Genomic DNA, 23055 nt, shown 5'->3' on the forward strand with positions numbered 1-23055 from the left:
GTGGGCCCAACCACGATCGGAGGCGGAGGCGGGGGCGAGGCGTCATGCTTGTGCCCGTGCGGATCACGTCTGCCCTCGTGGACCCGGCGCTGCTCGACCTGCCCTGGTCGACACCGCTGGAGGAGTGGCCTGCCCAACACCTGGTGGCGCTGCCGCAGGGCATCTCCCGACACGTCGTCCGGTTCGTCCGGCTTGGTGACTACGTCTACGCGTTCAAGGAGACCCGCGAGCGGATCGCCGAGCGGGAGTACGACCTGCTCCGGGCCCTGGAGCGGATCGACTTCCCGTCGGTCGAGGCGGTGGCGGTGGTCGCCGACCGGCAGACCGAGGACGGGGAAGCCCTGGAATCCGTGCTGATCACCCGGCACCTCCAGTTCTCCCTGCCGTACCGGGCGCTCTTCTCGCACACCCTGCGGCCGGAGACGATGAGCCGGCTGCTCGACGCGCTCGCGGCCCTGATCGTGCGGATGCACCTCACCGGGTTCTTCTGGGGTGACTGCTCGCTGTCGAACACGCTGTTCCGCCGGGACGCGGGGGCGTTCGCCGCCTACCTCGTGGACGCGGAGACCGGCGCCTTGCACAACTCGCTCTCCAACGGTCAGCGCGGTGAGGACCTGGAGATCGCCCGGGTGAACATCTTCGGCGAGGCGTTGGATCTGCAGGCCGCCGGCCTGCTGCACGAGTCCATCGACCCCGAGGTGGTCTGCGAGGAGGTCGTGCAGCGCTACGAGCGGCTCTGGCACGAGATCACCTACGAGCAGGCGGTCGAGCGGGAGGCCCGGCACGACATCGAGGGCCGGATCCGCCGCCTCAACGAGCTGGGCTTCGATGTGGCCGAGGTGGCCATGTCCTCGATCGACGACGGGCGTTACCTGGTTCGGCCGAAGGTCGTCGACGCCGGCTACCACACCCGGCGGCTGCTGCGGCTCACCGGTCTCGACGCCGAGGAGAACCAGGCGCGCAAGCTGCTCAACGACCTGGACGCCTACCGGGCGGAGAGCGACCTGATCGACGAGCAGCAGGCCGCGCACCGCTGGCTCACCGAGGTCTTCGAGCCGGTGGTCCGGGCCGTACCCGCGAATCTGCGCCGCAAGCTGGAGCCGCAGGAGCTGTTCGCGCAGATCATCGAGCACAAGTGGCTGCTCTCCGAGCAGGCCGGCCGAGATGTCGGGATGCGCCACGCGGTTCAGTCCTACCTGGCCGACGTGCTTGTGCACCGCCCCGACGAGCAGGCCATCCTCGGCGTCGACGTCCCCACCCTGAGCTGAGCCGGCCTCCGCTTGGCCGGGGTCGCCGTGCTGGCGGATCGGAGTTCGTGGGGATGTAGACGCGTCCTGTAGAGCTGCCCCAGAAATGGGGCAGTCACCGTCTGAGGTTCTGCCCCGCCCGAGGTTCTTGCCCCGCACGTGGGGCAGCTCTACAGGGTGCGCAGTAGTGCAGGGGTGCAGCCCGTCCAGGATCGCGCAGCGGCGGAACGGGCCCGCCGGCTTGGGCGCCTCACTCCACCCAGGAGCCGCCGCGGAGGACCCGGACCACGTTCAGGTCGGCGTCCAGCACCACCAGGTCGGCGCGCAGCCCGACCTGCAGGGAGCCCACCCGGTTGCCCAGGCCGATGGCGCGCGCGGGGGTGGTGGCCACCATCCGCGCCGCGTCGGCGATCGGGATTCCGGCGTTCACCGCGTGCCGCAGCGCGGCATCCATGGTCAGCGTGCTGCCGGCGATGGCACCGTCGCGGGCGAGTCGGGCCACCCCGTCGGTCACGGTGACGGCCTGGCCGCCCAGCTCGTACGAGCCGTCGGGCATTCCGGCGGCGGCCATCGCGTCGGTGATCAGCGCCGCCCGGTCCGGGCCCGCTGTCGCGGCGGTGAAGGTCAGCATTCCGTCGTGCAGGTGCACCCCGTCGGCGACAAGTTCGCAGATGACTGTGGGCGCGTCGAGCAGGGCGACCACCGGCCCCGGCTCGCGGTGGTGCACCGGGCGCATGCCGTTGAACAGGTGGGTGCCGACACTGGCGCCGGCGGCGACCGCGGCACGGGTCTGCTCGTACGTCGCGTCGGTGTGGCCGACCGCCGCCACCACCCGCTGTGCGGTGAGCAGCTTGATCGCCTCCAGCGCGCCGTCGCGTTCGGGGGCGAGGGTGACCATCCGGACCGCGCCCCGGCCCAGCTCGATCAGCTCGGTCAACTCGTCGGTCGACGGGTCGCGCAGGTACTCCGGGTTCTGCGCCCCACAACGGGCCGCGGAGAGGTAGGGCCCTTCGAAGTGGACTCCCGCCAGCACGCCCTCGTCGACGAGCGGAGCGAACGCCTCGGTTGCCGCGCGCATCAGCGGGAAGGGCGCGCTGACCAGGCTCGCCAACAGGGTGGTCGTGCCGTGCGCGAGGTGGAAGTCGGCCGCCGCTCGGGCCTCGTCGGCGTCCCCGGTGGTGAAGGTGTGCCCACCACCGCCGTGGGTGTGCATGTCGACGAAGCCGGGCAGGATCCAGTTGCCGTCCCGGACCGACGGATATTCGGCGACCGCGGTGATCCGATCTCCGTCCCACTCGACGCAGCCCTGTCGGATGACACCGTTCGGGGTCACCACTCGGCCGTCCACCCGCACGGTCATCGCTCCTCCTGATGGTCACGGACGCGCACGGCGTCCTGGTCACGGACGCGTACCGCGTCCAGGGCGAGCAGGGCGGCGCCGAGGCAGCCGGCCTCGTCGCCGAGGGCTGCCGCGACCAGCCGCGGCTCCCGATGGAAGGTCATCCGCTCGTGCAGCGCCGCCCGCAGTGGGGTCAGCAGCCGGTCCCCGGCCTGGGCCAAGCCGCCGCCGAGCACGATCGTCGCCACGTCGAACAGGGCCTGCCCGGTGGCGAGGCCGTCGGCGAGCGCCTCGATCGCCTCCCGCCAGACCTGGCCGGCGAGTGGTTCCCCGGCTGCGGCCCGCTCGGCGACATCGGCCGCCGTCACCGGAGCGTCCGCCGCCCCACCAGCCAGTTCGGCGTAGCGGCGGCCGACGGCGGCGGCCGACGCGATCGTCTCCAGGCAGCCGGGGCGACCACAGCCGCAGCGCGGGCCGTCGGGCCGGACCAGGATGTGGCCGATCTCCCCGGCGGCGCCGTGCGCGCCCACGGACGCCGAGCCGTCGACCACGTGCGCGGCGGCGATGCCGGTGCCGATGGCCACGAACAGCACGTGCCCAGTGCCGCGCCCGGCGCCGAGCCGCGCCTCGGCGAGACCACCCACGCGCACGTCGTGGCCGAGCGCCGTGGGCAGGCCGAGCCGCGCCACCGCCAGGTCCCGCAGGGGTACGTCCCGGAAGCCCACATTCGCCGACCAGACCGCCACGCCGCGCGCCTCGTCCACCACTCCGGGCACGGCGATGCCGACCGCGATCGGTGTGAGCCCGTCGGCTCGGGCCTTGTCGGCCAGCCCGACGGCCACGTCCAGGATCGTGCCGACCACGGCCGCCGGGCCGCGCGCGGCGTTCGTGGGGTGCCGCTCGGTGCGTACCGCGACGCCGTCCGGTCGGACCAGGGCGCACTTCATGCCGGTGCCGCCCACATCCAGCGCGACGACGACCTGCTCGGTGGCCCCGGCGTCGCCGCTCGTCACGCCAGCACCACCGACCGGGACAGGTGTCGGGGCGCGTCCGGGTCCAGGCCTCGGCTGGCCGCCAGCGCGACCGCGAAGCGTTGAGCCAGGATCAGGTCGGCCATCGGGTCGACCGGGGTACGACCGGCTGACCAACTGCCCAGCACCGTGCGCCAACCGTGTGTGCGGCTGTGCACGAAGGCAGCCCCGGTGGCGGCCACGTCCTCGGGTAGCCCGTCGGGCAGCTCGCCGAACGCCCAGACCAGTCTGCCGGGCGCGGCGACCGAGATGGGACCGTGCCGATAGTCCATCGCCGGGTACGCCTCGGCCCAGAAGGTGGCCGCCTCACGGCACTTCAGCGCTGCCTCCTGGGCCAGCCCGATCGTCCACCCGCGACCGAGGAAGGTGGCCTGCCCGATGGTGGCCGGGTCGATCGGCAGCGGGGATCGCACGGCGACTTCGGCGTCGGCGGCGAGCGCGGTCACCGGGTCGCCGAGGTGGGCCCGGAGCAGGGCCAGCGCGGTGGTCGCGAAGCGGGTCTGCAGCACCGACCGCTCGTCGGCGAAGGGCATCGTCACCGCGGCGGTGGCCAGCTCGACCGCCGGTGACGCCGGGTCGCCGACGAGGACAGTGGTCGGCGTCCGCCCGCGCAGCGCGGCGAGCAGGTCCAGCACCTCGGTGGTGGTGCCGGAGCGGGTGATCGCGATCAGCCGGTCGTAGTGGCGGCCGGCGGGGAACTCGGACGCCTGGAACGCGTCGGTCTCACCCTGGCCGGCGTGCTCGCGGCGACCCGCGTACGCCATCGCCATGAACCACGACGTGCCGCAACCGACGACGGCCACTCGCTCACCGGGGCGGGGCAGGTCACCGTGGACGACACCGGCCAGCGCGGCCGCCTCCCGCCAGCAGTCGGGCTGGCTCGCGATCTCCGCTTCCACGTACGTCATGGGAAACTCCTCGCAGGGGGCGACCGGTGCGCAATACGGCTCGTTAAGCACGCATTTCGCGCGTCATTCTGCGCGAACGCCGGTGGCCGTGGCAACTGACCAACCGATCGCGCAGGACTGCCTTTTGCGCAAGCCTAGTTTCGCGCACTAGTGTGCACGCAATCAATCACCGTCCGTGCAGTCACTGGGAGGGCCCCCGCGGTGGACCGGTACGCCAGATGGAACGCCCTGCTCGAGATGCTGACCGACAACGGCCGGGTCAGCGTCGAGGCGGCAGCCGAGCGGCTGGACGTCTCCCAGGCCACCATCAGGCGTGACTTCGACCAGCTCGCCCAACAGCAGATGATCACCAGGACCCGGGGCGGCGCGGTCGCTAACGGCGTGTCGTACGACCTGCCGCTGCGCTACAAGACGGCCAAGCACTCGGCGGAGAAGCAGCGGATCGGCGCGGCCGCCGCCGCGCTCGTCGCACCGGGCACCGTGGTCGGCCTCAACGGCGGCACCACAAGCACCGAGGTGGCGAGGGCGCTCGCGGTGCGTCCGGACCTGAACACCAGCGCCGAGGGCGCCCAGCTCACCGTTGTGACAAACGCGCTGAACATCGCCAACGAGCTGCTGGTCCGGTCGCGGATGAAGGTCGTGGTGGCCGGCGGTGTGGTGCGCCCGAAGTCGTTCGAACTTGTCGGCCCGCTGGGTGGTGCGCTGCTGCGCGAGGTCACCCTGGACGTCGCGCTGCTCGGCGTGGACGCCATCGACCCGCAGCTCGGTGCCGCCGCCCACCACGAGGGGGAGGCCGCGATGAACAACCTGATGGTGGCCCGGGCCAAACGCGTGGTGATCATCGCGGACTCGTCCAAGCTGGGCGGTCACGCCTTCGCCCGGATCTGTCCCATCGAGCGGGTCGAGACGCTGGTGACCGACTCCGGCGCCGCCCCGGAGTTGGTGGACGCGTTCCGCGCCGCCGGCGTACAGGTCATCTGCGCCTGAGCGGTAACGCTCCGTCGATGGATTGACCCATTCGGCGCGTCGGTGCATACCGCGTATTGCGCGCGTCTGCATACCGCGTATGGTGTCGGCTGTCACGCCCACCCATTGGGGGAGGTGCAGCTTGCCTGCTGTCCTGGAGATCGAAGGTCTACGTAAGACGTACAAGAGTCGTCGACGCGGTACCCGCAACGCGCTCGACGGCTTCGACATGCGGGTCGACGCAGGGCAGGTGCACGGCTTCCTGGGCCCCAACGGGTCCGGCAAGACGACCACGCTGCGTACCCTGCTCGGCCTGATCCGACCCGACGGCGGCCGGATGGCGCTGCTCGGACACGAGGTCCCCGACGCCCTGCCCACCGTCGCCGGCCAGGTCGGCGCGATCGTGGAGAGCCCGCAGTTCTTCCCGCACTTCACGGCACGGGACACGCTGTCCCTGCTGGCCGGGGCGGGCGGGGTGCCGGCCGTCCGCGTCGACGAGGTGCTGGAACTCGTCGGGCTGCGCGACCGGGCCGACGAGCGGGTCAAGACGTACTCGTTGGGTATGAAGCAGCGGCTCGCCGTGGCCTCGGCCCTGCTGAAGAACCCGAAGCTGCTCATCCTCGACGAGCCCGCCAACGGCCTCGACCCGGGCGGCATCCGGGAGATGCGCACGTTGATGCGCGGTCTCGCGGAATCCGGGATGACAGTGCTGCTGTCCAGCCACATCCTCGGCGAGATCCAGCTGATCTGCGACTCGGTCACCATCATCTCGCTGGGTCGGCGTGTCGCGTTCGGTCCGGTCGACGAGGTGCTCGCGCAGCACTCGTCCGGCGCGGTCCGGGTCCGGCTGGAGGCGGTGAGCGACCTGCCGGTGGCCACCGAGGCGCTCACCACGGCCGGCATCGGGGTCACCGGTCACCCCGACCACCTGATGTTGACGGGCGTCGACAAGCCGGCCACGGTGACCCGCCTGCTCGCCGAGCGCAACCTCTACGTCAGCGAGTTGGCTCCGATCGCCGTCGATCTGGAGAGCGTCTTCCTCGAACTGACGTCCACCGCGCCGGTCCCCGGCCAGCACCGGCAGGTCGACGAGTCCATGAAGGTCGGTGGGACGGGTCAGCCCGGCACCACCGCGGGAGGGTGGGGCGCGTGAGCCTCTTTCGTACGGAGCTGCGCCGGCTCACCAAGCGGCGGTTCACCAGGTACATGACACTGCTCGGCCTGCTGGTGCTGGCCGCGGTGGTCGTCGGGGTGTTCTTCACCAACCAGAAGCTCGACGCCGGCCAGCTCGCGAAGGCCGAGCGTCAGGCCGACCAGCAGTACCAGGACCAGGTGCGCTGGAGCGAGCAGGCGCGGGGCGACTGCGAGCGGGCCAAGGCGGCCGGTACGTCGAACGACGACCGTTACCCCGACGACTGCTCGCAGATCACGCCGCCGCCCCGGGAGGAGATCCAGGCGCAGTGGTTCCTGCCCTCGACGTTCGACTTCCGGGAGACGTTCGACGAGACGCTGCTCCCGTTCGCGGCGATCCTCGCCCTGGTCGGGTTCGTCGTCGGCGCGTCCTTCATCGGTGCCGAGTGGAGCACCGGCGGCATGATGAACCTGCTGCTCTGGCGGCCGAAGCGGCTCACCGTACTGCTCACCAAGCTGGCCGCGCTGCTCACCGGCATGCTGGCGGTGACGTTGCCCGCCGCGGTGCTCTGGTTCGCCGGGTTCTGGGCGGTCGCCACGTTCCGCGGCAGCACCGAGAAGATGACCTCCGGCACCTGGCAGTCGTTCGCGCTGACCGGTGTGCGGGGCGTGGTGCTGGTCCTGGTGCTCACCACCATCGGCTTCGCCCTGGCGTCGCTGGGTCGGCACACCGCGATGGCCCTGGGTGGCGTGGTGGCCGTGATGGTGGTCGGCCAGTTCGGCCTGGGCATCCTGCTGGGACTGGCGAACGTGCGCTGGCCCGAGGCGTACCTGCTGCCCACCTACCTCCTGGCCTGGATGCTCAAGACGGTCAAGCTGCAGGACTGGGACTCCTGCGAGGCGACCTTCAACGGGTCGTGTGAGGCGGCGACCATGGACATCACCTGGCAGCAGTCCTCGGTGCTGCTCTCGGTCGCGGTGGTGGTGGTACTCGGGGCGGCGCTCTGGGCGATGCGTCGCCGCGACATCACCTGACCGGACCGGTCTGACGCGGCGCGGTCGGCCCGGCCGTCGGGATTCCCGGCGGCGCAGGGTCGGCCGCGCCGGCTGGTGCGACCGAGGTCGTCCCTGGCTAGGCTGAGTGCCATGTCCGCCGACGCCGCCCCCGAGCCGTCCACTGACGCTCGTCGCAGCGAGGTCGCGGGTGCTGTCGCGCCGGCGGTGCCGACTCCGCGGCCGGTGCCGCCCATCGAGAGCACCGACGATCCCGAGCCGGACGACGAGGTCGACGTCGCGCCAGGCGCCCCGACGGTCGCGCTCACCGAACGGGAACGGGCCATCCTCGCCTTCGAGCAGCAGTGGTGGCGGCACGCCGGCGCCAAGGAGCAGGCCGTCCGGGACACCTTCGGCGTCTCGTCGACCCGGTACTACCAACTGCTCAACGGGCTGCTCGACAACCCGGCCGCCTTGGCCGCCGACCCCATGCTGATCGGCCGGCTCCGCCGGTTGCGCTCGTCGCGCGCCCGCAACCGTCGCCGCTGACCGCCAGCGGCCCGGCCCGGCCCGCGCGGATTGTCGCCGCGTCGGTGGTGTTCGGCGAGGTCGCGCCAGCGGTTTGCACACCCTGACACCCGGTCGGGTGACAACAGAGCGTGATGCGGAACACCTCGCCCGCCCGACCGGCCGGTACCGCTGGCCGGACCGCCAGTGGATGGCGAATGGGGTGGACTTCGGCCGATGAGAGCGGCAGACTGCGGCACGTGGCGGGTGCGGTCCGGCTGGAGCCGGTGGACGAGCAGAACCTGGAGCCGTTGCTCTCCGTAGCGGCAGCGGAGGCAGAGCCGAGCGACGTGATGCCTCCCGTCGAGGCCCCCGCCGGCTGGTCGCTCGCCCGTCGAGAGGCGTTTCGGGAGTTCCATCGGGCCAGCTTCGGCGGACTGGACGGCCCGACCCGCTCGCAGATGTACGCGATCCTCGTCGGTGGCGAGGTGTTGGGCATGGTCCGCATGACGCGCTGTGACGAGCCCGGCACGGTGGAGACCGGCATGTGGCTCGGTCGCTCGGCGCGCGGGCAGGGGATCGGCGCAACGGCCCTGCGGGAGTTGCTGAACGCCGCCGCTCGGGCGGGCATGCGGGTGGTGGTCGCCGAGACGACCCCGGACAACATCGGCGCGGTCGCCGTGCTGCACAAGTGCGGCGCCAAACTGTACGAGGACGACGGCAAGGTGCGAGCCGAGATTTGCCTGGACTCGACGCCGCCGGCGCTCTGAGGCGCTGCGGGGGTGCCCGGGGTCGGTCGGCGGTGACCGCGGGGGCCACCGCCGACCGCGTGGATCAGGCCGGCACCCGGACGATGTCGAAGTCGGTGGTCGGCGTCGACTCCACGTCGAACCGGCCGTTCACCACGTACAGCGCCGAGCCGAACAGGTCACCGGTGGCTGGCGACCGTAGCTGCGGACCGGTGATCTCCCGCTGCACAGTCCCGGCGGTGTAGCCGGCGTTGAGCCGGACCACCGCGATGACGTTGCTCAGGTTCCGGATCACGTACAGGGTGCGACCGCGCAGCACCAGCCCGTCGGCCCGGTCCACCGAGTAGCCGCCGAGGTCGAAGACGCTGCTGCCGCCGGTGCTCGGGTCGACGCGGACGAGTTGGCCGGTCAACATCTGCGCGACGAGCAGGTCGCCGTCCGGAAGCGCAACGATCCCGTTGTTGAACGCGTCGGGCGTCGCGCCCGGACCGGTGAGCGGGAGCACCCGGACGGCGGCGGGGGCGGGCAGGCGGCCACCCGGGCCCAGCGGCACCACGTACAGCACCGGTCGGGTGGAGTCGGTGAAGTAGACCGCCCGCTCGGTGATCACCATGTCGTTGACCAGGGTGTTGGGGTCGGTGGTGAACGGGTAGTGGGCCAGCCTGGCACCGGTGCCGGGGTCGTACACGCTGGCTCCGCCGCCGGTGAAGTCGGCGGTCCAGAGTCGGCCCCGCTCGTCGATCTTGAGGCCTGCCTTGGCGGCGCCGGGGGTGCCCGGGATCAGCACCGAGCCGCGCCCGGTACGAAGGTCACCCCGCCACACCGCGCCGTCCAGGACGGACCCGACGTACACGGTGGTGCCCCGACCGATCGTCAACCCTTCCGGGGTGAACCCGTCGGGCAGGGCGATCCGGGCCGGGAACGGCTTCGCCGGATGGGCGGTCGCCGGCGTGCCGACAGTGGCCAGGGTCGCCGCCGCGACCAGGGGGACGAGAAGAAGGGACAGTAGCTTGCGCAAGAAACACCGCCTGACGTCCAGGTGGAGGACTCCACAGAGGAATGTGACGCCCTAATAACACTCCGGAGCCGCCAAAAGGTTGGGAACGGCGCTCAGTCCCGCCGGGCCGCGTACGCGGCGAGCGCCGCGACCTGGGTCGGGTCCAGCGACGGGCGTACCCGGGCCCGTGCCGTCGCCACGTGCCCGGCGGTGACCGTGGCGGCGGCGAGTGACTCCCGCATCGCGGCCAGCGCCGCCTCCCGGACCAGCGCAGCGCAGTCCGCCGCGGAGAAGCCGGTCAGCTCGTCGCCGAGGGCCGCCAGGTCGACGTCAGGTGCCAGCGGCACCTGCCGGGACGCGGCTCGCAGGATCTCCGCGCGGGCCGGCCCGTCCGGCGGTGGCACGTAGACCAGCCGCTCCAACCGGCCCGGTCGCAGCAGCGCCGGGTCCACCAGGTCGGGCCGGTTGGTGGCACCGACCACCACCACGTTGCGCAACGTCTCCACCCCGTCCAGTTCGGTGAGCAGCGCGGCGACCACCCGGTCCGTGGTGCCCCCGTCGGTGGCCTGCCCGCGTACCGGCGCCAGGGCGTCCACCTCGTCCAGGAAGATCAGGGTGGGGGCCGCCTCCCGGGCCCGGCGGAACAGCTCGCGGACCGCGCGTTCGCTCTCACCGACCCACTTGGAGAGCAGTTCCGCGCCCTTCACCGACAGCACGTTGGCCCGGCCCGAGCCGGCGAGCGCGGTGACCAGGTAGGTCTTGCCGCAGCCAGGTGGCCCGTAGAGCAGCACACCGCGCGGCGGCTGCACCCCGAGCCGGGCGAAGGTGTCCGGGTAGGTCAACGGCCACAGCACCGACTCGGTGAGCGTCTGCTTGACGTCGTCCAGGCCACCCACGTCGTCGAGGGTCACCGACGCCAGATCCAGGGTCGAGGCGGCCATCGTGGTCGGCCGGACCACCTCCCGGGCGGCGGTGAAGTCGGCCATCGACACCGTCGGCGTCTCGGCGGACTTCTGCCGCAGCGCCGCGCGTACCCCGGCCTCCCGGACCAGCGCGGCCAGGTCCGCCGCGACGAACCCAGGGGTACGCGCGGCCACCTCGTCCAACCGGACGTCGTCGGCCAGCGGCACCTGCCGGGTCAGCACGGTGAGCTGTTCGCGGCGCAACGCCTGGTCGGGAAGCGGAATGCTGATCCGCAGCGACAGCAGGTCCGGCGCCCGCAGTGCGGGGTCGACCGCCTCCGGCCGGCCGGTGGCGCAGACCACCGCCACACCGGCCCGGACGCACTCGGCGAGCACCTGACGGAACACCGTCGCCACCGGGCCGGGGCTCTCCGCCGGTGCGAGCGCCTCGACGTCGCTGACCAGCAGCACCGCCGGCCCGCCGGCTCGGGCCGCCGTCGCCGCGGCGCGTAACCGGTCGGCGGCGGCCTGGTTCGTCGACGCGGCCACCTCGGGCGCCCACAGCGGGTGTACGCGGGCACCCACCCGGGCGGCGACGGCCCGGACCAGCGCCGACTTTCCGGAGCCGGCCGGACCGACGAGCAACACCCCCAGCGAGATGGCGGTGCCCAGCCGGCCCAACACCTCCCGGTGGTGGAAGCCGAGGTCGAGCAGCTCGGTCAGCTCCTCGGCCTGGGTGCGCAGCCCGGGCAGCTCGTCCACGTCCGGGGTGTCGTCGGGCTGGCCCACCGCCGCTGCCGCGTCGTCCGTCCGGGCCGGCGGCGTCCATTCGGCGTCGACCGGGGCGGGCCCGCCGTGGGTGGCCGGGCCGTGCTCCCAGCCGATCACCGTGTCCATCGTGACAAGAGCGCCGGCGGCCGGCTCGACCGTGCGTACGGTGAGCAGAGTGCTGGTCCAGGCGAAGCCGACGGTGTTGGCGAGGCTGCGTCGAGCCGCCTCGACCAGGCTGCGCACCGAGGCGTCCGGCAGCACGTCCTGTGGCAGCAGCGACACGTCGTCGCCGCCGGTGAGCACCTTGCCCAGCAGGGCCAGCCGGAGCATCTCCGGGCTCACCGCCGCGACCACCTCCACCGGCCCGGCCAGGACGACCCGGCCCGCCGGCACCAGCGGCACGGGGCTGACCCGCACCTGAGCGCCGTCGCGCACACCCAGGTTGCCCAGGGTCAGGTCGTCGGCGTACAGCAGGGCGCTGCTCGCGCCCGGCCCGGCGGTCGCCACGATCCCCGCCGTCTCCCGGCGGCCGGTGAGCCGGACCGGGTCGCCGGGCCGCAGCCCCAGCGCGGTCAGCGCCTCCGGATGCAGTCGCACGATGCCCCGTCGGGCGTCCAGCGCGGCCGGCCGTAGGCTCGCCGTCAGGGTCAGGTCGGGTTGCGCCACCGCCCGACCGTAGCCGCCGCCGGCCAGCCCCGCCGGTCAGCGCCGCGGATCCAACTCGTCCAACAGCGACGGGTCCCGCCGGATCAGCTCGGCCAACCGGGCCGCCGGGTCCGGGGTCAACCCGTCCGGGCCGGGCGCCCACTCGGGGACCGTCCGGCCGGACAGCGGCCAGGCCGGCGGGGGTTCCACAGGCGCCGCCGGGGGCACCGGCCCGACCGTGACGTCCGGTCCGTCCCAGGAGACCCGCATCGGGTACGTCTGCCCCTCGTGCTGCACCTGCACGGTCACCACCAGCCCGGGGTGGCCGCCGACGACCTGACGGACCGCCTCGGCCACCTCCTCGACCGGACCCCACCCGGCGGCCTCGCCCGGGGAGTCCGTCCCCGCGTGCCGGGGGTCGTGCCGTCCCGCCCCGCCGCCGCGAACCTCGTCCGGGCCGGGCCCGGGAAGGCCCGGCGGCGGCATGCTGTCGTCACGGTCGTTGGTCCGCCGGCGCCGCGCCTCCTCGCGCCGGGCCAGTCGGGCCAGCGTCTCGTCCAGGTCGCCCCTCACCAGATCACCTCTTCCCGCACGGCCGGAGCCGGTCGGCTCAGGCTTGCCTGTCCCGGGTGGCACGTTCCAGCGCGCGGTCCAGGACGACAAGCAGGGCGTCCCGCACCGAGAGCCGGTCCCGGGCGTCGAACTGCACGAGCGGCACGTTGTCACCGATGGCCAGCGCCCAGCGGATCTCGCCGAGTTCCAGGGCCAGCCGCCCGTCGAAGGCGTTGACCCCGACCACGAACGGCAGCCCGGCCCGTTCGAAGAAGTCGATCGCGGGGAAGCAGTCGTCCAGCCGGGCGCTGTCCACCACGACCAGCGCGCCGAGCGCCCCGCGGGCGAGGTCGTCCCACATGAAGCCGAACCGGGCCTGCCCCGGCGTGCCGAACAGGTAGAGCTTCAGACTGCGATCGATTGTCACGCAGCCGAAGTCCATCGCCACCGTCGTGGTGGTCTTCGTGGAGCGGACACCCGGATCGTCCACGCCGATCCCGGCGCTCGTCATCTCGGCCTCGGTGGTCAGGGGAGCGATCTCGGAGATCGCACCCACGGTGGTGGTCTTGCCCACCCCGAACCCACCGGCCACCAGGATCTTGACCGGGATCGGCGGTGCCGCCGGTTTAGCGACCGGCGGCGAGGACGTCCCCGCGCCGGACGGCGGCTGGTACGGCGGTGGCGGCGGGCCGGCGCGTCCGACCGCCGGCCCGCTGCCCGGCGTGACGTAACGGGCGGCGGCGCTGTTTGCGGCGACCCCGCCGAGCGGGGCGACCGGCCATTCAGGAGATCGCACGAAGTCCATCAATCACTCGCAGGATGAGGTCGGGGTCGGCGGCGTCGTTGGTGTCGCTGACGTGCACGTCCAGGTGTCCGGCCGCCCGTAGGTCGCCGACCAGGACCCGCGTCACACCGAGGTGCAACCGGGCGCGGGCCGAGATCTCGGCGACCGAGATCGGTTCGGCGCAGAGCGCGATGATCGCCTGGGATTCCGGTGCCAGCAGGGCACCGTGCGGGCCGGTCGGCCAACCGCCGTCCGTACGCGCGGTCACCTGCGTCTCCAGCCCGATCGCCGGGTCGGCGCCCGCCACCCGACCGGAGGTCAGCACGAACGGTCGGGGACCGGCCGGCCGGCCGCCGTCCGGCTCCGGCGACGCCGGCGCCACCACCTCGGCCGCGTCGGTCGCAGAAGCCGTGTGCAGGTACGGGCGGATCCGGGTCCTCGGTTCCGGGTCCGGGTCCTCACCGGCGACGTCGGGGGTCACTGCTGAACGGCGTTCTTCAACTCGACGATCAGCCGCGGGGTCAGGGCGCCACCGGCCCGCCCGGCGAAGAGCGTCATCTCGTACGCGACGGTGCCCAGGTTGGCGGACCGGTCGGCGACCACCCCGAGCACGGAACCGCTGCTGATCGCGCTGATCAGCAGGTAGCCGTCGGCCATGTCGACGATCACCCGGTTCAAGCCCCCGAGCGCGTACCAACTGGCCGCCCCACCGGCGAGACTCGTCATCCCGGAGACGACCGCGGCCAACCGCTCCGCGTTGGACCGGTCCTTGATCGCCGACATGGCCATCAGCAGGCCGTCCGAGGAGACCGCGATCGCCTCCAGGACCCCGGCCGTGCCGGAGGTGAAGGAGTCCAGCAACCAGTTGAACGTACGGGCCTCCGGGCTGAGGTCCCCGCTGGCGCCGGACTGACTCTGGTCGACGTTGTCGTGCAGGAAGGGACTGGTCACCGTGATGATCCTTCTTCGTTCCGGCGGTCTGGGCCGACTTCGCGGAGAGCGCGGGCCACGCCCTCCTCGAACTCGCTGATGCGCTTGCGGACCTCGGCCGGGTCACCGAGGTGCGTACTGGGTGGCTGACAGGCCGGGACGACCGTGAGGTTCGCCCCCGGCACCCGTCGGCTCAGTCGGGGCCGACCCGGGGTGGCGTCGGACGGACCGGCGCCACCGGCCACCGTAGGGCCCCCGCCTCCGGGTGTGCTCGGGAGGTCGACGCCGTTGCGCTCGGCCCGGCGTACGCCGGCCTGGAACGCCTCGACAAGCGCCCGGGCGGCGGCGGGGTCCGCGCCGGTGGCGTCCACCGGCCGGGGTGGCGTGGCGGTGGCGTGCAGGCTGGCCCCGGGCACCCGCTGTCGGACCCGCGGGGTGCTCGGCGCGGCGGACGGTTCCGGCTCCTGGACCCGCGGGGTGCTCGGCGCGGCGGACGGTTCGGGCTCCTGGGGGGTCGCCACGGGCTGCTGCGGCGGCTGGCCGGGGCTGAACGCGTTCCAGGACGGGCTGGCCTCCAGGCTGCGGGTGGCCCGGTTGAGCAGGTCCGAGTCGAAGCGGCCCGGCTCGTCGACGGTCGGCGTGACGGACCGCGCGGCGCGCTCGGACGCGGCCACCGTACGCCTGTCCCGTTCCGGCACCGAGGCCCGGGCGACGGTGCTTCCGGCCGGGTCGGCGCGGCGCAGCACGAGTGACGTCGACGGGATCTCCAGGTGTGCCGTCACCCCACCGCCGGCGGTGGCGGCCAGGCCCACCTCCCAGCCGTGGCGGCGGGCCAACCGACCCACCACGAAGAGACCGAGCACCTCGGTCGGCGCCAGGTCGAGTCGTTCCCGGCGGGTGATCCGGGCGTTCTCCTCGGCCAGCCGTTGCTCGCCCATGCCGATGCCGTGGTCCACGACTGTGATCCGCGCGCCGACGCCGGACGGTTCGGCGGCCACCAGCACCCGGGTGTGCGGCGGTGAGAAGGCGGTGGCGTTCTCCATGAGTTCGGCGAGCGCCAGGATGAGGTCGCCGACGACAGCCGGCGCGGCCGAGATGCCCGCCGGCACCCGCACCTCCACCCGGGTGTAGTCCTCGATCTCACCGAGCGCCAACCGGACCACGTCGGCCAACGGCACCGGCGCGGTGTGGGCGTCGGCGCCGGCCGAACCGGAGAGCACCACCAGGCTGCCGGCGTTGCGCCGCAACCGGCTGGAGATGTGGTCGAGCCGGTACAGGTGCTCCAGCCGGCCCGGGTCGGCCTCCTGCTGCTCCAGCCGGTCGATGAGCGCGATCTGCCGACCCACCAGGTTCTGGGTACGCCGTCCGACGTGGCCGAACATCTGCGCCACGTTGCGTCGGCCGGCGACCTGCCGCTCGACCAGCCGCGCGGCGGTGCTCTGCACCCGGTCGAAGGCCCGGGCCAGGTCACCGATCTCGTCGTTGGCCCGGATGTCCACAGGTTCCAGCCGCACCGGCTGGGGGCTCTCGCCCTCGTCGTCGGTGACCCGGACCAGCTCCGCCTCGGCGACCCGGGCGACCCGGTCGGCCGAGCGGGTGAGTCGGGTCAGCGGTCGGGCCACCGTCCGCGCGACAGCCGCGCTGAGCAGCACCACCAACGCCAGGATCAGCGCTGCCGTGGCCCCGACCAGGTACGCGGCCGTCAGCGCGCGCCGCTGCTCGGCGGTCACCTCGGTGAGCACGTCGGCGACGAGCTTCTTCTCCACGAACTGACCGAGCCGGATCATCGTGCGGACGGCCGGGAAGAGTGCCTCCATCGGCACGTCGCGGACGGCGGTGGCCGGGTCGCGGGCGCTGCTGGCCAGGAAGTCCGAGCTGGTCCGCGCGGCCACGGCCGCGTCGTTGAGCTGGGCGACCATGAGCTGCTCGGGCGTGATCAGGCTGCGGAAGCGCTGGTTGTCGACCAGGAGCGCGGCGATGCACGCCACGTACCCGTTGATGGTGTCCGAGTTGCCGACCGCCTTGACCAGCAGGCTCAGGGTGGCGCAGGCGCCCAGCCCCTCGTCGGCGCGGAGCAGCCCGTCGAGGGCGAGCACCTGACGGCCCGGCAACGTGTCGGTGTCCACCCCGAACACCAGCCGCAACGAGTCGATCAACCCCTTGTTGACCGGGCCGAACGCATCCATCACCTGGCCCGGGTTCGCGACCCGGGCCAGCACGGACGTGCGCAGGTCGATGAGGCTGGACACCCCGTCCAGGGCGCGGTCGACGCGGTCGGTGAGCGCGCCGCTGCGTCCGGCCCGCAGGTCGGCCACCCGGTCGTCCACGTCGGCGGACTTGCGGACCACCTCGCCGCGCTCGACCCGGCCGAGCAGGAAACCGACCGAGAGGACGCGTTCCTGTTGCAGGTCCTGGACCAGGCTGCCGACCCGGCTGGCGAGGCGTACCCGCTCGGCGGTGTCGCTGGCCCGCTGCGCCGCGGCCACCCGGTCGAGCATCACGGGCACGGCCAGGCCGATCATGCTGAGCAGTGGGATCACGACGAGCAGCGCGAGCTTGCCGCGGATCCGGAGCCTACCGAGCAGCATCGAAGGCCCCCCACTGCGCGGGCTCCGAGTCGCGGGCCGCGCCGGCCGGTTGCAGCGCGCGTGGGTCGCTGGGCACCGGCTGCCAGGAGTCTGCCGGCGACGGGGTGTCGGCGTTCTCCGCGTGGTTCGCGGCCATCGTCGCCCGGCGCCGGGCCCGGCCACGGGCGGCCAGCAGCAGTGCGGCGAGCCAGCCCAGCAGCAGCAGGGCGAACGCCCCGGCCGCGCCGATCAGCCAGCGGTCCCGGTCGAACGCGTCGATGCGCTCGACGAGCAGGGCGTCCAGTTCGGCGAGGATGACCGGCTGGAGTTGGCGGGCCGCGCGGTGCGTGTTGAGCCCGGCGGCGCTCAACTGGCCGGGGTCCACCACGCTCGTGCCCTTGGCCGGGGTGGAGTACGCGGCAAGCGCCTCCACCGAGCGTTGATAGGTGTCGAGTGGGGTCAGCACGTTGGCGCCGAGGTCGGTGCTCTCCGAGCCGTCCACGGCGGAGCGTAGGTTGTCGACGAGGTCACCGGCGGGTGCCAGGGCGGCGACCCGCATCGCGGTCAGCTCCATCAGGCCGCGTGGTTGCTCGGCGGCCGGCCGTCGGGCGACAAGCGTGCCCAGGTCGGCGAGTCGGCCGGCGGCCACCACCGCCTCGGGCAGGTCCTGGCCGGCGCTGTCCTGGAGGAAGAAGGAGTCGGCGACGGGATCGCGGACCAGCCCGGAGCTCTCCCGAACCTTGCGGTGCAGTGCCAGCAGCAGGTCCGAGACCTCGCTGTACGACGTGTAGGCGGCCTCCGGGTCGGCAGGGCTGCGGCCGCGCAGAGCCTCCAGCTTGGCCCGTACCCCGGCCCAGCGTTCCTGGCTGAGCAGCTCGTCGCCGATGCGGGCGTCCAGCGCGGCGGCCTCCTCGACCGCCCGGTTCAGCGGGTCGCCGGACACCTGCCGATTGCTGATCGCGGCGGACTGGGCCTCCACCAGGGCGTCGGTGACCGAGCCCAGCGCGGTGAGGTACTGCACGCCGAGTCGCTCCCGGACGGCCAGGTTCCGGTCGTCGGTGGTCTGCCGCCAGGCGGACGTGACGAGCAGACCCACGGGTGCCAGTAGTGCCCCGATGAGCAGCAACGGCAGCAGTCGGCCCAGGGTGGACGGACGTCGACGGGCCCGCGGCGCGGGGACTGTCATGGTGGTGTCTCCTCCGGCATGGGGCGCGGATCGGCGCGGCGTCGGGCGGCCCGACAAGTCCCGTGCACCGGACCGGAAAACTAACCGACCCCCCTGCTGGTGAGGCCGAGGTGGACGAGTCAGGTTCGCGTCACTTCGAGCAATGTCACCATTCGCCGCGTTCTCGACACGCTCTGTTTCGTCAGTGGGTGTGACATGGAGGGATCCAGGCGGATATCCGTTAAAGATCGGAATTCACGGGATCCGAACTCAACCCACTGGGCCGCGCCGGACATGGCGCGCTCGCTGCCGCCCGCGCACCGATCGGGGCAACCGGACGGACGTACGGCGGATCTCAGCCAACGCTCAGGCTGCGGGCCGTAGCGTGTGCCGCATGACAACGCCGTCGCCGGCCGCGTGGTTCCGGCGTGCCCTGCCCACCCGCCGCCGCACGATCGCCGCAGCGGCGGCCGTCGTGCTGGTGGCTGCCGCCGTGACCTGGGTGGTGTGGCCACAGGGACCGGGCGTACGCAGCACGAGCGAGATGCTCACCGTCCGCTCCGGACCGTCCGACGACCAGCCGGTGGACCTGGACACGACCTTCTACCTGCCCGCCGACGCCTCGTCCGGTCGGAAGGTCCCGGCGGTGCTGCTGGCACACGGGTTCGGCGGCACGAAGGAGTCGGTGCGCTCCGACGCGGAGGAGTTCGCCGGGCGCGGCTACGCGGTGCTCACCTGGACCGCGCGGGGTTTCGGCCACAGTGGCGGCGAGATCCACCTGGACAACCCGGACTACGAGGTGCGCGACGCGTCCCGGCTGCTGGACTGGCTGGCCGCCCGGCCGGAGGTTCGTACCGACGCCGCGGGTGACCCGAAGGTCGGTGTGGTCGGCGGCTCGTACGGCGGCGGGTTGGCGCTGCTGCTCGCCGCGCAGGACCAGCGGGTCGACGCGATCGTCCCCATGATCACCTGGAACGACCTGTCCCGCGCCTTCCTGCCGGAGAGCACCGGCGGGGCGCCGACCGAGGGTGTGTTCAAGAAGGGCTGGGCCGGTCTCTTCTTCGGCGGCGGCGGCAACGTGGGCTCCGGCCCGGCGGGGCTCTCCGGCGGCACCGCCGCCCAGCCGCAGGGCGCACCGGCGTCGGCCGGCCCGCCCAGCCCGGGGCCGGGCGCCGGTCCGGGCAGCGGTCCCGGTGTTGCCCCGGCCGGTGCGGCCGACCCGTCCTGCGGCCGGTTCGCGGCCGACGTGTGCGCCGCGTACCTAGGGATCGCCACCACCGGGCGGGCCGACCAGGCGGCCGTGGATCTGCTGCGCCGGTCCAGCCCGGCCGGCGTCCTGGACCGGATCAAGGCGCCCACCCTGCTGGTGCAGGGCGAGGCCGACACGCTGTTTCCCCTCGGCGAGGCGGACGCGAACGCGAAGGGCATCGCCGCCACCGGGACCCCGGTGCGGGTCGCCTGGTTCACCGGCGGGCACGACGGTGGCAGTGGACCCCGCTCCGACGAGGACCGGGTGAAGTTCCTGACCGTCCAGTGGCTGGACCACTACGTCAAGGGCGAGGGCGACGCGCCCGGTGACGACTTCACCTGGTCGCGGATCGCCGGGTTCGACGCGCTCGACCGGGGTCTGGTCGCCACCGGATTCCGCCGCGCGGACTATCCCGGCCTGACCGGCAACGCCCGCCGGGAGGTCACGGTCGCCGGACCGGCCCAGCCGATCGCGAACCCGCCGAACGGCAACCCGGCCGCCATCTCCTCGGTCCCGTTCGCCGGTGGGCTCACCTCACTGCTGGACGGCGTGGCAGGTGACGTGCCCGGCCAACACGCCCGGTTCGAGTCGACACCGCTGACCGAGGCGGTGGACGTGGCAGGTGCGCCCACCGTCACCCTGCGGGCCGCGTCGCCGACCGGTACGGCGGTGCTCTTCGTCAAGCTCTACGACGTCGACCCCGACGGCGCGGCGACCCTGCCGAACGGGCTGGTCGCCCCGATCCGACTCACCGGCCTGCCGCAACGCGTGCAGGACGCCAACCCGGTCACCGTGACGCTGCCCGGGATCGTCCGCCGGGTGGAGGCCGGGCACCGGTTGCGACTGGTGGTGGCCACCTCGGACCAGGCGTACACCACACCCGCCGAACCGACCGTCTACACCGTGTCGGCGGACGGCGCGGTCACCCTGCCCACTGTCGACGGCGCGCCGATCCCCACCGCCGCGACGCTCTGGCGCTGGGTGCTCGCCGGTCTGCTCGCCGCCATCGTGATCGGGCTCGTCGTGGTCGTCGCCGTGCTCCGCCGCCGGCATCGCCGCCAGGACCGGTCGGTGCATCCGGAGTACGCGGACACGCCGTTGGCCGTGCGCGCGTTGCGCAAGGAGTACGCGGACGGCTTCGTGGCGGTGTCGAACGTCGACTTCGAGGTGCACCCCGGTCAGGTGGTCGGTCTGCTCGGACCCAACGGCGCCGGCAAGACCACCACCCTGCGGGTGCTGATGGGGTTGACCCAACCGACCGCCGGAGAGATCTACGTCTTCGGTCGCCGGCTGGTGCCCGGCTCGCCGGTGCTGTCCCGGATCGGCGCGCTCGTCGAGGGGCCCGGCTTCCTGCCGCACCTGTCCGGGCTGGAGAACCTGAGGGCGTACTGGCGGGCCACCGGGCGGCCGTGGGAGGACGCCCAGTTCGACGCGGCCCTGGAGATCGCCGGTCTGGGTGACTCCGTGCAGCGGAAGATCAAGAACTACAGCCACGGTATGCGCCAGCGCCTCGCCATCGCCCAGGCCATGCTCGGCCTACCCGAGCTGCTGGTCTTGGACGAGCCGACCGACGGGCTCGACCCGCCGCAGATCGCCGAGATGCGCCGGGTGCTCCAGCGCTACGCCACGGACGGTCGGGCGGTGCTGGTCTCCAGCCACCTGTTGGCCGAGGTGGAGCAGACCTGCACCCACGCGGTGGTGGTGAACAAGGGCCGGATCGTGGCGTCCGGGCCGGTGGAGGAGATCGTCGGCGAGTCGCCGAGTGTGCTGTTCGACGTCACCGACCCGGTGGCGGCGCGGGCGGTGCTGGACCGGCTGCACGGGGTGCGGGTGCTGCCGGAGAGCGACGGCCAGTTGGTCGTCGACACGAACGGCACGGCCCGCAGCGAGGTGGTGGCCGAGCTGGTACGCGCCGGCATCGGGGTGGACCGGGTGGTGCCGCGGCGCCGCCTGGAGGACGCGTTCCTCGCCCTGGTGGGCGACAACTCTCGGGGAAGCGGTGACCGGTGATGGTTGTTTCCGACGCGGGTGCGGCCCAGGGCTATCGGCCGTCGGCCACCATGCCGTTCGCGGCGGAGTTCCGTCGACAGGCGTCCCGGCGGCGGACCCAGCTGGCGCTCGGGTTCATGGTGCTGCTGCCGCTGATCATCCTGATCGCGTTCCAGTTCAACTCCGGTGGCGACGACGACAACGGCAACAACGAGTTCGCCAGTCTTGTCGACCTGGCCACCTCCGGCGGCCTCAACTTCACCCTCTTCTCGATCTTCGTGTCGGCGTCGTTCCTGCTGGTGGTGGTCGTCGCGCTGTTCTGTGGCGACACGGTGGCCAGTGAGGCGAGCTGGGGCAGCCTGCGGTACCTGCTGGCGATACCGGTGCCCCGGGCCCGGTTGTTGACGGTGAAGCTGGTGGTCGCGCTCGCGTACTCGGGGCTGGCTCTTGTGCTGTTGGCCGGCACCGCGCTGCTGGCCGGCACCCTGCGCTACGGCTGGTCGCCGCTGCGCAGCACGGTCGCCGCGGAGCTGGAACCCACCGAGGGGCTGCTCCGGCTGCTGGCGGTGCTCGGCTACCTGGCGGTCGTACTCCTGGTGGTGGCCGGGCTGGCGTTCCTGCTGTCGGTGACCACGGACGCCGCGCTCGGCGCGGTCGGCGGCGCGGTGTTGCTCTGGATCCTGTCCAGCATCCTGGACCAGATCACCGCCCTGGGCGCCCTGCGGGACTTCCTGCCCACCCACTTCAGCACCGCCTGGCTGGGGCTGCTCTCGACCCCGGTGCAGACCGACGACGTGGTGCGCGGCTGCATCTCGGCGATCGGTTACGCGACGCTGTTCTGGGGGCTGGCGTTCTGGCGCTTCACCCGCAAGGACATCACGTCGTAGCGGCGGGGCTCACAGCCGGCCGTCGGGTGGGCTCACCGACGACGGCACCGCGCTGGGCACCGGCGGCGGGGCCGGCCGGTCCGGCACCGGCGCGGCCGGGTCGGCCTTCTTCCAGGCGCTGACGCCGATCCGGCCGGTGTTGCCCAGGTCGATCGGCCCGTCCGGATCGACCTCTTCGCCCGGCTGCCCGGCCGCGGGCGCCACCGTCAGGTACTCGCCGTTGGTGGCCACCACCGTCGAGTCGGTGACCAGGTTGCGCCAGAGCACCACGGCCGTGGCCCGCTCGTCGGGGGCGAGAGTGATCTGCCGGGGCGGTTGGTCGAAGCCCGAGGTGATCTCCCTGCCGCCGTTGACCACGCGCAGCAGGACCGGCTCGTGCTTGTCGTCGAACACATGCAGCACCGGGTACCCGTTGAGCTGGTACGGGCGGTCGCCGCAGTTGACCAACTCCAGGCCGAGGGCGCGTAGGCCCATCGCGGCGTCCCCACCGGTCGAGCGGATCCGGACACCGGAGGCCGGGCAGTCGGCCAGCGGGCTGGTGCTCGGCGACGGGCTCGGCGCGGTGGGCGGCGGCGGGCCCGGAGGGTCCCCGCCCTGGCCCCGGTGGTCGCCAGGGGTGCAGCCGCCGAGTAGGAGAGCCGCGGCGACCGCTGTGCTGGCCCGTCGCCGTGCTGGTGTGCCGGCCCGTCGCCGTGCTGCCATGATCATTCGCCGATCCTCGCCCATGTGGGCATCCCACCGCAGCC

At 73.0% G+C, this 23055-nt stretch carries 20 protein-coding genes; 8 read left to right on the plus strand and 12 right to left on the minus strand.

Annotated features, from left to right (window positions below; translation table 11 throughout):
- Positions 1-44 precede the first annotated feature (44 nt).
- Positions 45-1268, plus strand: a complete 1224-nt coding sequence (locus ACPXBU_RS23455; protein ID WP_425759669.1) for a DUF4032 domain-containing protein — start codon at positions 45-47, stop codon at positions 1266-1268.
- Between the two features lie 229 nt (positions 1269-1497).
- Here the strand turns inward: ACPXBU_RS23455 and nagA are convergent, their stop codons facing one another.
- Genes nagA through ACPXBU_RS23470 form a run of 3 tightly spaced genes read right to left on the minus strand, consistent with a single transcriptional unit; the run spans position 1498 to position 4525 of the window.
- On the minus strand, positions 1498-2607 hold the full coding sequence (nagA, locus tag ACPXBU_RS23460) for an N-acetylglucosamine-6-phosphate deacetylase (protein WP_425759670.1): 1110 nt from the start codon (positions 2605-2607) through the stop codon (positions 1498-1500).
- Positions 2604-3599: an ROK family protein gene (locus tag ACPXBU_RS23465; protein ID WP_425759671.1), complete on the minus strand. Its 996-nt coding sequence runs from the start codon at positions 3597-3599 to the stop codon at positions 2604-2606. The genes nagA and ACPXBU_RS23465 overlap by 4 nt, the downstream gene beginning before the upstream one ends.
- Entirely contained in the window at positions 3596-4525 is a 930-nt protein-coding gene (locus ACPXBU_RS23470) for an SIS domain-containing protein (protein WP_425759672.1), read from the minus strand. Before ACPXBU_RS23470 ends, ACPXBU_RS23465 begins: the two co-directional genes overlap by 4 nt.
- A 201-nt stretch (positions 4526-4726) precedes the next feature.
- Here ACPXBU_RS23470 and ACPXBU_RS23475 point away from each other — a divergent pair, with 201 nt between their 5' ends.
- From ACPXBU_RS23475 to ACPXBU_RS23495, 5 genes are all read left to right on the plus strand, one after another.
- Positions 4727-5512, plus strand: a complete 786-nt coding sequence (locus tag ACPXBU_RS23475; protein ID WP_393369654.1) for a DeoR/GlpR family DNA-binding transcription regulator — start codon at positions 4727-4729, stop codon at positions 5510-5512.
- Between the two features lie 121 nt (positions 5513-5633).
- Positions 5634-6644: an ABC transporter ATP-binding protein gene (locus ACPXBU_RS23480; protein ID WP_393369657.1), complete on the plus strand. Its 1011-nt coding sequence runs from the start codon at positions 5634-5636 to the stop codon at positions 6642-6644.
- Positions 6641-7657, plus strand: coding sequence for an ABC transporter permease subunit (locus tag ACPXBU_RS23485; protein WP_425759674.1), 1017 nt, complete (start codon positions 6641-6643; stop codon positions 7655-7657). Before ACPXBU_RS23480 ends, ACPXBU_RS23485 begins: the two co-directional genes overlap by 4 nt.
- Before the next feature lie 111 nt (positions 7658-7768).
- Positions 7769-8164: a DUF3263 domain-containing protein gene (locus ACPXBU_RS23490; protein ID WP_425759676.1), complete on the plus strand. Its 396-nt coding sequence runs from the start codon at positions 7769-7771 to the stop codon at positions 8162-8164.
- Between the two features lie 218 nt (positions 8165-8382).
- Positions 8383-8892, plus strand: coding sequence for a GNAT family N-acetyltransferase (locus ACPXBU_RS23495; RefSeq protein ID WP_425759677.1), 510 nt, complete (start codon positions 8383-8385; stop codon positions 8890-8892).
- 64 nt (positions 8893-8956) lie between these two features.
- Here the strand turns inward: ACPXBU_RS23495 and ACPXBU_RS23500 are convergent, their stop codons facing one another.
- The 8 genes from ACPXBU_RS23500 to ACPXBU_RS23535 all read right to left on the minus strand — a co-directional run bounded on the left by ACPXBU_RS23500 (position 8957) and on the right by ACPXBU_RS23535 (position 18205).
- Positions 8957-9889 carry an SMP-30/gluconolactonase/LRE family protein gene (locus ACPXBU_RS23500; RefSeq protein WP_425759679.1) on the minus strand — a complete coding sequence of 311 codons (933 nt, stop codon included), beginning with the start codon at positions 9887-9889 and terminating at the stop codon, positions 8957-8959.
- 92 nt (positions 9890-9981) lie between these two features.
- Positions 9982-12207: an AAA family ATPase gene (locus ACPXBU_RS23505; protein ID WP_425759680.1), complete on the minus strand. Its 2226-nt coding sequence runs from the start codon at positions 12205-12207 to the stop codon at positions 9982-9984.
- A gap of 36 nt (positions 12208-12243) precedes the next feature.
- Complete coding sequence (locus ACPXBU_RS23510; protein WP_393369670.1) at positions 12244-12759, minus strand: hypothetical protein; 516 nt, start codon at positions 12757-12759, stop codon at positions 12244-12246.
- Between the two features lie 37 nt (positions 12760-12796).
- On the minus strand, positions 12797-13543 hold the full coding sequence (locus tag ACPXBU_RS23515; RefSeq protein ID WP_425759682.1) for a GTP-binding protein: 747 nt from the start codon (positions 13541-13543) through the stop codon (positions 12797-12799).
- Positions 13521-14003, minus strand: coding sequence for a DUF742 domain-containing protein (locus ACPXBU_RS23520; protein WP_425759683.1), 483 nt, complete (start codon positions 14001-14003; stop codon positions 13521-13523). The genes ACPXBU_RS23515 and ACPXBU_RS23520 overlap by 23 nt, the downstream gene beginning before the upstream one ends.
- On the minus strand, positions 14000-14473 hold the full coding sequence (locus ACPXBU_RS23525) for a roadblock/LC7 domain-containing protein (RefSeq protein ID WP_355027544.1): 474 nt from the start codon (positions 14471-14473) through the stop codon (positions 14000-14002). The genes ACPXBU_RS23520 and ACPXBU_RS23525 overlap by 4 nt, the downstream gene beginning before the upstream one ends.
- Positions 14470-17040 carry a sensor histidine kinase gene (locus ACPXBU_RS23530; protein WP_425759684.1) on the minus strand — a complete coding sequence of 857 codons (2571 nt, stop codon included), beginning with the start codon at positions 17038-17040 and terminating at the stop codon, positions 14470-14472. The genes ACPXBU_RS23525 and ACPXBU_RS23530 overlap by 4 nt, the downstream gene beginning before the upstream one ends.
- A complete protein-coding gene (locus ACPXBU_RS23535; protein ID WP_425759685.1) occupies positions 17027-18205 on the minus strand; it encodes a hypothetical protein in 1179 nt (392 codons plus the stop codon). Before ACPXBU_RS23535 ends, ACPXBU_RS23530 begins: the two co-directional genes overlap by 14 nt.
- A 373-nt stretch (positions 18206-18578) precedes the next feature.
- On the opposite strand from ACPXBU_RS23535, the gene ACPXBU_RS23540 reads away from it, so the two are divergent.
- Positions 18579-21443 (plus strand): alpha/beta fold hydrolase, encoded by a 2865-nt coding sequence (locus ACPXBU_RS23540; RefSeq protein ID WP_425759686.1) that lies wholly within the window; start codon positions 18579-18581, stop codon positions 21441-21443.
- Positions 21443-22309: an ABC transporter permease gene (locus tag ACPXBU_RS23545; RefSeq protein WP_393369688.1), complete on the plus strand. Its 867-nt coding sequence runs from the start codon at positions 21443-21445 to the stop codon at positions 22307-22309. Before ACPXBU_RS23540 ends, ACPXBU_RS23545 begins: the two co-directional genes overlap by 1 nt.
- A 9-nt stretch (positions 22310-22318) precedes the next feature.
- On the opposite strand, the gene ACPXBU_RS23550 is transcribed toward ACPXBU_RS23545, so the two are convergent.
- Positions 22319-23017: a DUF4232 domain-containing protein gene (locus ACPXBU_RS23550; protein WP_425759687.1), complete on the minus strand. Its 699-nt coding sequence runs from the start codon at positions 23015-23017 to the stop codon at positions 22319-22321.
- Positions 23018-23055 lie beyond the last annotated feature (38 nt).

This window comes from Micromonospora sp. DT231, from assembly GCF_049847025.1.
Lineage (GTDB): Bacteria > Actinomycetota > Actinomycetes > Mycobacteriales > Micromonosporaceae > Micromonospora.

Bases quoted from the DNA above. Each gene is read 5' to 3' on its own strand.
- ACPXBU_RS23455 (WP_425759669.1), top strand. From the start codon at position 45: ATGCTTGTGCCCGTGCGGATCACGTCTGCCCTCGTGGACCCGGCGCTG.
- nagA (WP_425759670.1), bottom strand. From the start codon at position 2,607: ATGACCGTGCGGGTGGACGGCCGAGTGGTGACCCCGAACGGTGTCATC.
- ACPXBU_RS23470 (WP_425759672.1), bottom strand. From the start codon at position 4,525: ATGACGTACGTGGAAGCGGAGATCGCGAGCCAGCCCGACTGCTGGCGG.
- ACPXBU_RS23490 (WP_425759676.1), top strand. From the start codon at position 7,769: ATGTCCGCCGACGCCGCCCCCGAGCCGTCCACTGACGCTCGTCGCAGC.
- ACPXBU_RS23515 (WP_425759682.1), bottom strand. From the start codon at position 13,543: ATGGACTTCGTGCGATCTCCTGAATGGCCGGTCGCCCCGCTCGGCGGG.
- ACPXBU_RS23530 (WP_425759684.1), bottom strand. From the start codon at position 17,040: ATGCTGCTCGGTAGGCTCCGGATCCGCGGCAAGCTCGCGCTGCTCGTC.
- ACPXBU_RS23535 (WP_425759685.1), bottom strand. From the start codon at position 18,205: ATGACAGTCCCCGCGCCGCGGGCCCGTCGACGTCCGTCCACCCTGGGC.
- ACPXBU_RS23540 (WP_425759686.1), top strand. From the start codon at position 18,579: ATGACAACGCCGTCGCCGGCCGCGTGGTTCCGGCGTGCCCTGCCCACC.
- ACPXBU_RS23545 (WP_393369688.1), top strand. From the start codon at position 21,443: ATGGTTGTTTCCGACGCGGGTGCGGCCCAGGGCTATCGGCCGTCGGCC.
- ACPXBU_RS23550 (WP_425759687.1), bottom strand. From the start codon at position 23,017: ATGATCATGGCAGCACGGCGACGGGCCGGCACACCAGCACGGCGACGG.